This is a genomic window from Rhodococcus sp. A14 (assembly GCF_011603105.1).
Lineage (GTDB): Bacteria > Actinomycetota > Actinomycetes > Mycobacteriales > Mycobacteriaceae > Rhodococcus_F > Rhodococcus_F opacus.
Genome location: NZ_JAAOQS010000171.1, coordinates 1 through 12,511 on the forward strand (window position 1 = coordinate 1; position 12,511 = coordinate 12,511).

General features: G+C 65.9%; 10 protein-coding genes and 3 pseudogenes. 7 read left to right on the forward strand and 6 right to left on the reverse strand.

Annotation, left to right across the window (positions count from 1 at the left end):
• Positions 1 to 233, forward strand: a pseudogene (locus tag G9373_RS47345) (transposase); the annotation flags it as partial.
• 33 nt (positions 234 to 266) lie between these two features.
• On the opposite strand, the pseudogene G9373_RS43010 reads toward G9373_RS47345, so the two are convergent.
• A pseudogene (locus G9373_RS43010) lies at positions 267 to 1,502 on the reverse strand (IS3 family transposase).
• Between G9373_RS43010 and G9373_RS47350 the strand changes: the two are divergent.
• The 4 genes and pseudogenes from G9373_RS47350 to G9373_RS43030 form a co-directional block, all read left to right on the forward strand.
• On the forward strand, positions 1,471 to 2,628 hold the full coding sequence (locus G9373_RS47350; protein ID WP_240961081.1) for a transposase: 1,158 nt from the start codon (positions 1,471 to 1,473) through the stop codon (positions 2,626 to 2,628). The pseudogene G9373_RS43010 and the gene G9373_RS47350 sit on opposite strands and share 32 nt — an antisense overlap.
• 333 nt (positions 2,629 to 2,961) lie before the next feature.
• On the forward strand, positions 2,962 to 3,435 hold the full coding sequence (locus G9373_RS43020; protein ID WP_120661214.1) for a DUF2231 domain-containing protein: 474 nt from the start codon (positions 2,962 to 2,964) through the stop codon (positions 3,433 to 3,435).
• A gap of 581 nt (positions 3,436 to 4,016) precedes the next feature.
• A complete protein-coding gene (locus G9373_RS43025) occupies positions 4,017 to 5,180 on the forward strand; it encodes an ISL3 family transposase (protein WP_346842926.1) in 1,164 nt (387 codons plus the stop codon).
• Positions 5,181 to 5,189: 9 nt separating this feature from the next.
• Positions 5,190 to 5,975 (forward strand): annotated as a pseudogene (locus tag G9373_RS43030) (magnesium transporter); the annotation flags it as partial.
• A 46-nt stretch (positions 5,976 to 6,021) separates the two neighbouring features.
• On the opposite strand, the gene G9373_RS43035 reads toward G9373_RS43030, so the two are convergent.
• Entirely contained in the window at positions 6,022 to 6,204 is a 183-nt protein-coding gene (locus G9373_RS43035) for a hypothetical protein (protein ID WP_065491049.1), read from the reverse strand.
• Between the two features lie 253 nt (positions 6,205 to 6,457).
• Between G9373_RS43035 and G9373_RS43040 the strand changes: the two genes are divergently transcribed.
• Positions 6,458 to 7,339 (forward strand): universal stress protein, encoded by an 882-nt coding sequence (locus tag G9373_RS43040; RefSeq protein WP_167120961.1) that lies wholly within the window; start codon positions 6,458 to 6,460, stop codon positions 7,337 to 7,339.
• A 37-nt stretch (positions 7,340 to 7,376) separates the two neighbouring features.
• Positions 7,377 to 7,970 carry a hypothetical protein gene (locus G9373_RS43045; protein WP_167120963.1) on the forward strand — a complete coding sequence of 198 codons (594 nt, stop codon included), beginning with the start codon at positions 7,377 to 7,379 and terminating at the stop codon, positions 7,968 to 7,970.
• 16 nt (positions 7,971 to 7,986) lie between these two features.
• Here the strand turns inward: G9373_RS43045 and G9373_RS43050 are convergent, their stop codons facing one another.
• The 4 genes from G9373_RS43050 to G9373_RS43065 all read right to left on the reverse strand — a co-directional run bounded on the left by G9373_RS43050 (position 7,987) and on the right by G9373_RS43065 (position 12,317).
• Entirely contained in the window at positions 7,987 to 9,312 is a 1,326-nt protein-coding gene (locus G9373_RS43050) for a wax ester/triacylglycerol synthase domain-containing protein (RefSeq protein ID WP_005565957.1), read from the reverse strand.
• A complete protein-coding gene (locus G9373_RS43055; RefSeq protein WP_005565956.1) occupies positions 9,309 to 10,736 on the reverse strand; it encodes a wax ester/triacylglycerol synthase family O-acyltransferase in 1,428 nt (475 codons plus the stop codon). The genes G9373_RS43050 and G9373_RS43055 overlap by 4 nt, the downstream gene beginning before the upstream one ends.
• Before the next feature lie 61 nt (positions 10,737 to 10,797).
• Complete coding sequence (locus tag G9373_RS43060) at positions 10,798 to 11,397, reverse strand: hypothetical protein (RefSeq protein WP_167120965.1); 600 nt, start codon at positions 11,395 to 11,397, stop codon at positions 10,798 to 10,800.
• 65 nt (positions 11,398 to 11,462) lie between these two features.
• Entirely contained in the window at positions 11,463 to 12,317 is an 855-nt protein-coding gene (locus tag G9373_RS43065) for a universal stress protein (RefSeq protein WP_054245526.1), read from the reverse strand.
• Positions 12,318 to 12,511: the final 194 nt, after the last annotated feature.

Consider the following 12,511-nt stretch of genomic DNA (forward strand, 5'->3'; position numbering starts at 1 on the left):
CCGGCCGGGTGCGGATCACCGACCTGCAGGGACCACCGCGAATGGCGGCCATGGCCCGACTCTCCGCCGCCGATCGACAGCTCGCACAGATCACCGTGGCAGACCACGAGCTGGTGTTGACGGTGAAGCTGCCAACCAGCCCCGCACCGGCCGGGCGGGCGCAGTGGCGCGGGGTCCGGCTGACCGCCGCCATCCCCGCGCACCTACACCGCCGGGCGATCACCGATTGGCATCGGGCGTTCCCCCTGAGATGTGGACACCAATTCCTATGCAGCGGTAGCCAGGGTAGCCGATCGCTGCTCGAACTCGATCGGACAGATCTGACCGAGAGTGGAATGCCTCCTTCTGGTGTTGTATCGAGTGATCCAACGGAAGACTTCGGCGCGGGCCTCACCCGCACTGTTCCAGCGCTTCCGCCCCTTCAGCGTTTCCCGTTTCAACGTCGCGTTCATTGACTCGGCAGCCGCGTTGTCCGCCGACGTTCCTACCGCACCCCGCGACCGGGTTACCCCGAGCTCACGGCAGAGGGCGGCGAACTCGGCCGATGCATACTGGGCGGGCTCCGTTGTCGCTGTGGAAAATTGACCCATCGAGACCCGCGGCGCCGCGACAGGCAGCGGCCGCCCGCAGCGCGTCGGCGACCAACTCGGTACGCATGTGGTCGGCGATCGACCACCCCGCCAACCGTCGCGAACTCAGGTCCAACACCGTCGCCAAATACAGAAATTCACCGTCACCGACTGGGAGGTAGGTAATGTCGCCGACGTATCGGGTGTTCGGTGCGCTCGCGGTGAAATCCCGCCGGATCAGGTCCGGCACCATGGCCGCATCCGGATCGGGGACGGTGGTACGTACCGGTTTGCGCAGGTGCACGCCGACGATCCCGTGCTCGCGCATCACCCGCTCGACCCGCTTGTGGTTCACCTCGATCCCCGTCTCGCGCAGCTCGGCCGTGATGCGCGGGGCACCGTAGGTGCCGTCGGAGTCGGCATGGATGGCGCGGATCCGCGCGGCCAGCTCCTCGTCGGCGCGGGCGCGGGCGGCCCGGGACGGCGCAGAGGTCCGCCACCGGTAGAAACCCGAGCGGGAGACTTCGAGAATCTGGCACAGCCACTTCACCGGAACGGTGTCGCAGTGGTCGTCAACGAACTGGAAGCGGCTCACCAATTCGTCTCGCCCGCGAAATACTTCGCCGCCTTGCGCAGGATCTCCCGCTCGGTTTCGAGCTTCCGGATCTGGGCCTTGAGCTGCTTGTTTTCTTCCTCCAACACGGACTCGGACGATACCTCGCCCGCCGACGACGCCGGCCGCGCCGCCCCACTGGCCCGGAGCTCGGCCGTGGAGGTACCGGTGCGTTTGCGTTCGGCCCTTACCCAGTTGCGCAGGGTCTCGCGGCTGACGCCCAGGTCTTTGCCGATGCCGTCGAAGGTGTGGCTCGGATCGGACAGATACAGCGCGACGGCATCGGCCTTGAACTCCGCCGAGTACGCCTTCATCGCCATTAGTGACATCTCTTCCTCTGGGACCTTCACGACCCAGTGTTCACGATGTCCTCACTCAGGGGGGAACTCCCATCTGCCGACCCTGATCCTCGACCGCCGGGGCCTGCTCTGGCAGTGCGCCGCGACCGAACTCGTCCCCGCGGACGACCCGGAATCGGCCGCGGTCGCGGTCGGGGTCGACTGGTCCCCTTCCACGCTCGGTGCCGCCGCCATCACCGCCGAGAACCCGGACGGGCTGGTGTCGGATTACCGAGGTTGGACCTACGACGACCGCGGCCTCGGGATCAAACTGGCGCGCCTCCAAGCCGAGGGGCAGCTGCTGCACCGCAAGGCCGCCCGGCTGACGCGGCTGGCCGCCACCGCCGAACCCGAGGTCCGCGCCCAGCTGGAGGAGAAGATCGCCGTCCTCAACGAGCATCGGACTGCGGTGGGCGTCAAACGGGGCAAGATCAACCGGGAACTGGCCTTCCACTTCGCCCGCCAAACCATCGACTACGCCGCCACCGCGGGCGCACACGTGATCGCGGTCGAGGACCTCACCACCCTCGAGACCCGCGGCCACGGACACGTCAACAACAACCGGGCCGCGCAGTCCGCCCGCCGCCAAGCCGTCGCCGCCCTCGCCCACACCGCCGCCGGTGTCGGCATCACAGTGGTCTCGGTGCCCGCCCGAGGATCCTCCGCACAATGTCCGGGCTGCGACGAACCACTCGCACGCCCCGGCGGCTACCACACCGCGTGGTGCCCTGACTGCCGGGTCGGCGGCAACCGCGACCACGTCGCGGGGGTGAACCTGGCCAAACGCGCACTGCTCGCCAGAAACAAGCCCACCCGGCGGCGCGGGCAACTGCCCGCGATCCGGGTCGCCGAGCACGCGCCGGTGCGCCGGTGCCGCGACAAGAACAGTCCCACCCCGAGCAGGCCACGGCACCGACGAGTCCGCCGCAGCCTGCCCACCTTCACACCGCGGATGGGGGTGAATCCGAAACAGCATGTTCCTGCACCACAAGCGTCGGTGTGGGACACGGTCAAACCCACACCACCACACGGTGATACGGGTAGCCGCGACACACGTCCATCTCACACGCCTGCCACACCAATGGCAAACAGTATGAGATCTCCGTAGACGCTGCGCCACTCCAGCTGGAAAGGTCTACGCGACGACAAGACTCCCAGCGAAGTCGACTTACCGGGACGGCACTGAGGCCGCGTGGCCTAGGTGTAATTCCTGGGGACGCCGGGCGAAACCGGGGGCCCTGTTCGACCGCATCTGTGTCGAGGCCCCCGCTGTTCTGGATACCGGCGGAGTTCTCCTGACAACTCAATCCTCGCTCAGTGGGATCGAGCGGACTCGGAGCATGCTCGAGAATCACGGGTTGAGCGAGAACCACCGAAGAGCTAGTTGTCATCCGGGCGGACCCTCAGTAGTTTCTCAGCGACGTCCACGAATACTCGAAACATGTCGACTGTCAGCGGGTTGCCCGCCCATGTGCTGCTCGTCCATTTCATCGTGGTCTCGGCCCCGCTGACCGCAGTCCTGGTCGTCCTGTGCAGCGTATGGCCCGCGGCCCGGCGTCGGCTGGTATGGCTCACACTCGTGCTCGCGGCCGTGACCGTAATCGTGACTCCGCTGACCACCGACGCCGGTGAATGGCTCGAGAAGCACGTCGCCAGGTCGGCTGCCGTGCACGCCCACACCGAACTGGGCGACAGCATGATCTACTTCTCCGTCGCGCTTCTCCTCGCCGCAATGGCCGTCACCGCGGTCCAGCTCCGCGAACGAAAGTCGGATCCCCCACGGACACTCACCGTGATCGTTGCACTTCTCGCGGTTGTGATTGCGGTGGGGACCGTTGTTCAGGTCTACCGCATCGGAGAGTCCGGTTCGCGCGCCACCTGGGGCGACGTCGTTACCTCGAGCTCGGCGCCGTGACACGCCTCCTGCAACAAATGCCGGGTCGAATTTCCGCCTCGCGCCAACCGGGCAGGGCTCCTCGAATCCCGACACGTCGACACGCCGGAGGACGCCGCTCGGTGGGTGGATGATCGAAGAGCACTTCACAACACGTTCCAAGGGGGAGCGCCGGTGTCCGAATTGTTGGTCTTCGACGATGAGCCCGAACCCCGGACCGCGCTCTGGCATGCCTGCACGCGTGTTCCGACCGCCGCCCCGGGCGAGTCGGTGACAGCTGTACTGAGCGATATGGCCGCCAAGCGGTACGACTGCGCTTCCGTTGTCGCCGTACTGGTCGGTGGCCGGCTCGTGGGTGTCGCACCGATCGAACGTATGTGGCGCTCCTCGGGTTTATGTGGACGCCATTTCTGCTGCTCAGGGTGGGTTGTGTTGTTGGCCGCACTGTTCGGCGTTTCACCGGTGATATGAGGGACGCGCACGCGCAGCACCTCTAGGTTTCGGGGTTACCACACCTACCTCAACCCGGAGGCCCGCTACACGTGCGCGTCAGTACTGCATTTAACCGTCTCCTGAAGATCCCCGGCGCATCGGTATCGGCGGTGTCGATCACAGACACCGATGTCGAGGTCGAGCTACGCCTGCGTGCCCGCCGACTCGAGTGCCCCTGCGGGCACACGTCGCCGGCAACATATGACCGGTCCACACGCCGGTGGCGGCACCTTGACCTCGGCACCCACCGCCTGTGGTTGGTCTACGAGATCCGCCGCATCCACTGCCCACACTGCGGGGTGCGCACCGAACACGTGCCGTGGGCGCGGCCCACCGCCCGGCACACCCGAGACTTCGAAGACACCGTCCTCTGGCTCGCCGCCCGCACCGACCGCACCTCCGTCTCCACGTTGATGCGCTGCGCGTGGGAAACGGTCACCGCAATCATCAACCGCACCGTCGACGAATTACTCGACACCCGACGACTCGACCGGCTCTACCGCGTCGGCGTCGACGAAATCTGCTACCGACACCCGCACAAGTACCTGACCGTTGTCGGCGACCACGACACCAAGACCGTGGTGCATATCGAACCCGGCCGAAGCACCGAATCACTCGCGGCCTTTTATGAGCAGCAACACGAGTCCGACCTCGACTCGATCGAGTCGGTATCGATGGACGGATCGAAGGCCTATCGCGTCGCCACCGAGGAACACGTGCCGAACGCCCGTATCTGCTTCGACCCCTTCCATGTCATGCAGTGGGTGAACCGGGCGTTGGACCGAGTGTTCGCCGACGCCTCCTCGGCCAACCGCCGCAGGATCGAGCTCTCGAGCGGCAGTTGGCGCAAGGTCCGCATCGCGTTGCGAACCGGCGCCGAACGACTCACCGACCAGCGCCGCGCCCTGGTCGACACCCTCACAGATCAGGATCAGCAGGTCGGGCACGCATGGCGACTGAAAGAGCAAATGCGGGACTTGTTCCGCGTCGTCAAACCCTCACGCGCCAAACGGCATCTACGCACATGGATCGACGACGCCGCACACAGCGGAATCCCCGCATTCACAATGCTCGCCCAACAGATCGACAAGCACTACGACGGAATCATCGCCGCAGTAGAACTCGGCATCTCCAACGGACTCATCGAAGGTATCAACTCAAAAATCCGACTGATCAACGCTCGCGGCTACGGGCACCACTCAGCCAGAACGCTGACATCGATGATCTACCTGAACCTCGGAGGAATCGACCCCAAACTGCCCACACAAAGGTGAGGAGCGCCACGTATGTTCGGTGCCCCCGGCTGTGCGGCGCTACGCGACGTCATGGATCCGAATCCGCCCGCGGTCCGACCCGATACCCACCAGGAACGGGCCGCGTGGCAGGCGGTTCAGCACGGGGAGCCGGGGCTGGCGGTGGTCGATGACGACGGTCGGTTCCGTGGTCTGATAGCGCCACAACAACTTCTCGCGGTGCTGCTCCAGGAGCATGAGGAGGATCTCTCACGCCTGGGTGGCTTCCTCCATTCGGTCGAGACCACCCGCGAGACGAGTGTGGAGAGCGTGCGGCGCAGGCTGTGGCACCGTGTTCCTTGGCTCCTCGTCGGATTGCTGGGTGCCATGGTCTCGGCCGTGTTCATGGCGGCGTTCGAAGTCACTCTCGAAGCGAACGTGGCCGTCGCCTATTTCATACCCGGAATCGTCTATCTCGCGGACGCGGTGGGGACGCAGACCGAGACCCTGGCGATCCGTTGCTTGTCCGTCGGAGTGGGAATTCGACGTATCGTGCGGCGCGAAGCGCTCACCGGTCTGTCGGTGGGTGCGCTCCTCGGAGCCGTGATGCTCCCGGTCGTCAGCCTGATGACCGGTGACACGATGCTCGCGGTCGCGGTGGCCGCAGCGGTTCTCGCCGCGAGTGCGATCGCGACTATCGTCGCCATGGTGTTGCCGTGGCTCCTGCAGCGGCTCGGCAAGGACCCGGCATTCGGCTCCGGTCCACTTGCGACTGTCGTACAGGACCTGCTGTCGATCATGATCTATTTCGCGGCCGTCACGGCGCTCGTCAGTTGAATCTCTCTGCCCGAACCTGCAGCGGGGCGGCGGGACATCGAAGGGCTTACCCTGCAAGGGCCTTGAAGACGTCGTAGACCATCCAGGCCGGCCAGAACAACCCTTGGATGATCGCGAGCACATACTCCCAGAATGCGTCCGCCTGCTGCCAGAACCACACCCAGGCTCCGAAGATGCCCAGCGCGTAGATCGCTCCGCCGCCCGCGGCGCCGGTGTTGCCGTCGCTCATGGTCACATACCTTCCCCAGGCCGAAGTGCGTGACACCGGATCGAGAAACACGATCGGGCGCCTCGTCTCAGTGTCATCACCGCCGGTCTGCGGTGACAGAGTCATTGGTCACTCGCGGCGCTGCGGCTTTGCCGTAGGGAATCGGGTCCAGGGTCTCAGCCTGGTGACCTTCTCCCCTACGGGTATCACCCGCGGGCCGCAACGATGAAGATCGAGGCAGAAACTCGGCGCCAGGAACCCGTAGGAGTGCATCATGTCCGGCCACCGCCCGATCGTTGTAGGGATCGACGGCTCCCCATCGTCGCTGCAGGCTGTTGAATGGGCGGCGAGGGAGGCCGCGCTCCGCAGCTCGCCCCTGTCGCTGGTCACGACGATGTTCGTTCCCGGAAGGTACGGCGTCCCGATCGGTGTGCCTGCCAGCTTCTTCCAGGACGAGGAGCGCGACGGTAAGGACAGGTTGGACCGCGCGGCGCAAACCGCCCGTGCCGCAGTGCCCGAACACCACATCGAGATCGAGACCACCGTCTGCTCCGGGACGCCGGCCGGTGAACTTCTTGAACGTTCGGCGGATGCCACGATGCTCGTTGTGGGTGCGAACAGACGGGGAATCGTAGAGCGCGCCGTCCTGGGATCGGTCAGTTCGGCGGTGGCGACCCACGCCTCATGCCCGGTCGCGGTGATCCGCGGTGAACCTGATCGCAATATCAACGACATCCCCGGACCGGTTGTCGTCGGTGTCGACGGATCAGAACACAGTGAACCGGCCATCTCGATGGCCTTCGAGGAAGCAGGTCTGCGGCAATCGGAACTCGTCGCCGTTCATGCATGGTCCGACATCGTTCTGCAGTTCTCCCCGGACGGAGGCAGCGAGGCGGAGTGGCTGCGGGATGCGGCCAACGAAACGGCCCTGTTGTCCGAGAATCTCGCCGGTCGTGCGGAGAACTATCCGGATGTGAAGGTGCGCACCCTCGTGGTCAGGGATCGCCCCACCCGGCACCTGCGTGAGCAGGCCGAGAATGCGCAGCTTCTCGTGGTGGGGAGCCGGGGGCGAGGAGGGTTTTCCAGCATGCTGCTGGGGTCGACCAGCAGGGCGTTGATGCATTCGGTCGTCTGCCCACTCCTCATTGTCCGCTAGCTGTACCGCGGGGATGCCGCCCAGGAGGAGATGTATCGTGCACGACCCCAGCCTCGGATCGAGCCTGATCGAGTCACAGCTGCCGAGGTATGAGCAACGCATTCTGCGCACGCAGGTCGTCCGTGCGTCTGCGCCGACGACCTTCGCCGCCATCCGCCGCGTCGACTTCTTCCGGTCGCCGGCGGTCGCGCTCCCGAACCGGGCCCGAATTGCGATCGACACCGTCCGCGGACGTCGGGGCGCCCATCTTCAGGGGAGTCGGTCCGAATTCAGGTTCGACCAGTTGCTGGAACCCGACGGCGGGTTCCAGCTTCTCGCGGAGGAGCCGGGACACGCGATGGTGCTCGGGTTCATCGGTCGCTGGTGGGAGAAGGGCTACGGCCGCGTCGAATGGTCGCCAGCAGACTTCGGCCGGTTCGCCCTTCCCGGATATGGCATCGGCGCTTGGGGTTTCACAGTTCTCACGTACGACGCCCACACGTCTGTCCTGGTCACCGAGGTGCGCGTACACGGCACGGACGACAAGGCACGGCGAAGCTTCCGCGGGTATTGGACGGTGGTGGGCCCGTTCGTCAAGGCGATGGGCGGGCCGGTACTGCGCCTGATCCGGGACGAGGCCGAGTCTCTCTGAGTCGCGGCCCAGCTCGTCACTCGATGGCGGCCCGGAATTGTTCGTGCAGAGCTGCGGCGAGCTCGCGGACCTCGGGTACGACGTCGGGGTCGACGATGATCGTTACTGTCAGCGTGCCCGCATAGGATAGTGCCGCGAACGCGACGCCGACGTTCCCCGCGGTGACGGTGATCGGGGTGATGCCTGTGATCGGTGCCCCGGCGATGACGACTTGCCCAGGGGGACCCGGGAGGTTCGTCAGGAACGAGTTGACGAGTCGCTGACGGTCGACGAACCACCGAAACAACCGCAGCGCGGCCAGGATCCGGAAAAGTGGTCCGATCAGTGCGGAGGACGTACCTCGGGTTCGCATCTTCTGAACGCGGGTGACACCCGAAACAGTGGTCAGCCGGTCCTGGAAACTTCCTACCAGCGGTACACGTACCGGCATCACACCGACCTGGTTCCCCAGGTGCCCACTCGTTGCCGAACTCCGGGCCGAGACGGGCACCGACACCACCAGCTCCTGCGGAAACTCCATCCGCTCACGTAGGAGTTCGGCCAATGCCCCAGTGACGGCGACCAACAGAACATCGTTGACGGTGGCCCCCGACCTCCGCCCCGCTGCCCGGACACCGTCGAGACCGGCGTCGACGGTCACTACCCTGCGACGGGGGCCGGTGGCAGCGTTCAGGGAACACCGCGGAGCCCACCCGCCGCGACCACGACCGAGTTCGGCCCAGCCGCCTCGTATACGAGCAATCCTGCGCGGAACTCGGCGCAGCGTGCGGCACCGTTCGCAAACGCCGTCGACGAACCGGCCCCGAGGCGGGGCCGCCGACGGCGGGTTCTCATTATCGGCGGCCGGTCCAGTCGCGTCCGCGCCGTCGACCAGGCGCGCGAGCACGGCGAGGCCACCGATCCCGTCGGCCACGACGTGATGCAGCACCAGCACCAGACCGGTGTGATCGTCGATGAGACCGGTGACGACGACCGCCCGCCACAACGGTCGCGACCGGGGCAGCGGCCGGGTCACCGCGTCCACCGCGATTGCCAGCGCAGCGTCACGGTCCCCCGGGCTCGGGCACCGCACTCGGGACACATGGGCGCGGACGTCGACATCGGAGTCGTCGACCCAGTACGGCCGTCCCGGGCCCCACCGTGGCGTGGCCAGGCGCTGCTGCAGGCGCCGAATGCTGGTGAGCCGTCGTGTGAACGTGGCCTCGACGGTCGCCGCGTCCACGTCACCTTCACCGGCAACGAAAAGTATCGCGCCGACGTTCATGGGTACCGGTCCGACGTCCGAGACGAGCGTGATCAGGTCGCCCGAGCCGAGTTGCTCGCGACGGTCGTCGGCCGTCATTCGGAGGCTGCGTCAGCCGCGCGCGACGAGGCGAGGAGGGTCAGGACACCGCGTTCTATCGAGTCGGAGAGGTCGGTGAGGTCCGGTGTGGTGTCGTAGTCCCCGGTGAGACCGAAGGCGAGATGGTCGCTGTAGCTGAGGATCGCGATCCCGATCCGCAGCCGCAGCGCGATCGGCACGTACGGAAGGATCTCCAGGATCGTGCGGCCCATCACGTGTCGTGTGGCTTTCGGACCGGGGACGTTGGTTGCGACGGCGACGACACTGTGCTGAGGAAACCGGGTGGCGAGTCGAACGGCCCAGGCCATGGGCATGAACGGTCCGTACTGGGCCACCGCGGTGAACGCCTTGCCCCCTTCCGCTTCCTTGCTCGCCTTGTGCGTCGTGAGCCGTTGGTGGACGGCGACCAACTGCTCGACCGGGTCTTCGATGTCGACTGGCAGAAAGGGCAGCATGAGCGAGACCTGATTGTGGATCGCACGTTCCTCGGTTGCGGAGCGGACGGACACGGGAACGAGCGTGCGGACCGTGTGGGGTTCGGGACGCTCGCCCCGTTTCAGGAGCAGCTGCCGTAGTCCGGTGGTGATCGCCGCGAGTGCGACGTCGTTCACGGTGACCTGGTACGTGGCGCAGATTTCGCGAACGTCATGCATCCTGACTCGCGCGGCGCAGTAGCGGCGCTGGCGACCGATCGGTCCGATCAGCGAAGTGTCCGTGGATGAGGTCAGTATCTCGGACAGCAGGTGGGTGAGGCCGGTTGCGACGCCGATACCGGCTGCCGTCAGCCGACGTGGAATTGCCAGTGCCGCCGAGACGAGCCGGAGTTGCCGCACCGGGGACAGGAACTCGATCGTCGAGCGGACCAGGCTCTCGACGCTCTCGAGGCGTGTACCGACGGTCGGTACCGGCTCGGCGTCGGTGTCGGGCTCTGCGGTCGTCGACGTTTCGGCCACGACTTCGTCGCACATGGCCTCGAACAGTTTGGTTCCGGTGATCCCGTCCGCCATGCAGTGATGAATCTTGGTCAGTATGGCCCAGCGGTCGTCGGTGAGGCCTTCGACGACCCAGCATTCCCACAAGGGGCGGTCACGGTCGAGTCGGTGCGCCATGACTCGGGCGACGAAACCGAACAGGGACTCCTCCTCCCCTGGTTCCGGGACGGCGACCCGTCGCAGATGATGGCCGAGGTCGAAATGCGGATCCGGTGACCAGGAGGGTGGGCTGAAGTCGAGTGGGACCGTGTGAACCCTGTCTCGGGCGTGCGGGAGCTTCGCGAAACGTGCGGCGACCGTGTCACGAAATTCGTCTTGCCCGGGAACGGGGCCCTCCATGATGGCGAGAGCACCGATCGTCAGGCTCGCGTGTGGGTCGGAGTCCTCCGTCTCGAGAAAACCCGCGTCCAGGAAGCTCAAGTTGTCGTCCACTGGCTCTGGCCTCACCATTCGGAAATCGTCGTCGTCTTCTTGTGTTCGACATCGATGGGCGTCAGCTGACCGGCCACCCAGGGGCCTTTCCGAGGTTCCTCCACTCGCGGTCCCACTGTGACATCCGATATCTCGTTCCTGCCCAGCGAATTCCGATAAACATCGTGAGACAGATCGTCGCACCCATTGTCCACAGTGCGAGTGCGGCGCCCACTGCCTCGAATGCGTTCTCGGTGCCTGTCTTCGGCGCATCGACGATCTTGCCGGCCGGGTCGATCCACATGCTGATCGTTTGTCCCGCCTTCGCTTCCGGCGCGGTCAGTACCTGGCCGGTGCGTGTGGTCCCATCCACTGCCCACCGGGCCTGTGCCTGCCCCGTGGCACCCGTTGCCGGAGTGGTATCCGCCAGGTTCACAGTTGGGTCCTCGAGGAGCACTGCCGCGATCTGATGCCGGTTTTCGCGGTCGGCGCGGGATTGGTCGTCGAGGCGTGTGTGAGTAACGGTTCCGAAGGCTGCGGCGAGGGGAACCAAGATCAGCACCAGGGCGACGACGACGAGGAAGACCGAGGATTCGAGGCGATAGCTTCCCCGCATCAGTCGGTTCCCGCTCCACGGCCCCAATCGCCACATCCGCGATACCAGTGTCTGTTCCCCGATCATGACGACCTCCTGCGATTGCTCCTTCGAGTGTCGCGCCGGGACAGATGCCGATGTAGGGCCCAAGGTCATCGCTCTGGTCGGATCGGTCCGGCGATCAGGAGGGGACACGGGGTTATGTGCACCAAGGCTGCGCTGGTCGAGCCGAGCGTCATCCCGGAGAAGCCGCCCCGTCCGCGGCTGCCGACGACGATCATCTGGGCTTCGTCGGCCATTTCGAGGAGGTGGCGAACCGGTCGGTCCCGAACGAGGGTCTGTCGCACCCGGACCTCGGGGAACCGTTCACACCATTCGGCGACGCCGGCTTCGAGCACCGACCGCTCCATGGTCTGCTCTACACCGACGGGGAGTTTCGACAGGTCCTGGTCGGACCACGCGTGCAGTGCGATCAGTTCCGTGTTGTGGAGGGAACACTCCTCGAACGCCAGACCGACGGCCCGTGCACTGCTCGGAGATCCGTCGACGCCGACGACGACGGGTCCCGTGCCGTCCGCGACTCTCGACCAGCCGTCGATCACTGCTACCGGGCACTGCGCATGACGCGCCACGGCCGAGGTCACGGAGCCGATCAGCCCGTCGGTGAACTCGCCCAGTCCGCGTCTGCCGAGCACGACCATCATTGCGCCGGCGGATCGGTCGACGAGTGATCCCGGGGCGTTCTGATGGGACACTTCGGCCCGAATGTCGATGTCTGCGTCTGCGGATCCGGCTCGGGCGGTCTCGAGTGCTTGGGCAACGTCCCGCTCGGCTCGGGCGTGGAGGACTTCAGCGAGTCGGGGCCCATCTTGTGCACCGCGGTACGTGATGCAGGACAACAACAGTAGCGGCGCCGCGCGCACTGTAGCCTCACGTGCGGCCCACCGCACCGCATCCAGCGACGACCGGGATCCGTCCACTCCCACAACGATCCCCGGATCGACCATGGTGACCTCCTCATCGATTCCGCTCGCTGCCCGAACCGCATTCGTGTCATCGATCTGCGTCGCATCGTTGGGTTGACGCTCGTCGTTTTGCCAGGGGTGGCAGCCCTCCCCTACTCACCGGACAGGTTTCCCTGCGCCGGCCGTTCTCGAACCAGGACTTCCGATAACGGGCGTCTGGGTGTGGGCGACGGTTC

Excerpts from the sequence above, each read along its gene's own strand:
- G9373_RS43020 (WP_120661214.1), top strand. The coding sequence starts at position 2,962 with ATGTCGACTGTCAGCGGGTTGCCCGCCCATGTGCTGCTCGTCCATTTC.
- G9373_RS43035 (WP_065491049.1), bottom strand. The coding sequence starts at position 6,204 with ATGAGCGACGGCAACACCGGCGCCGCGGGCGGCGGAGCGATCTACGCG.
- G9373_RS43040 (WP_167120961.1), top strand. The coding sequence starts at position 6,458 with ATGTCCGGCCACCGCCCGATCGTTGTAGGGATCGACGGCTCCCCATCG.
- G9373_RS43050 (WP_005565957.1), bottom strand. The coding sequence starts at position 9,312 with ATGACGGCCGACGACCGTCGCGAGCAACTCGGCTCGGGCGACCTGATC.
- G9373_RS43060 (WP_167120965.1), bottom strand. The coding sequence starts at position 11,397 with ATGATCGGGGAACAGACACTGGTATCGCGGATGTGGCGATTGGGGCCG.
- G9373_RS43065 (WP_054245526.1), bottom strand. The coding sequence starts at position 12,317 with ATGGTCGATCCGGGGATCGTTGTGGGAGTGGACGGATCCCGGTCGTCG.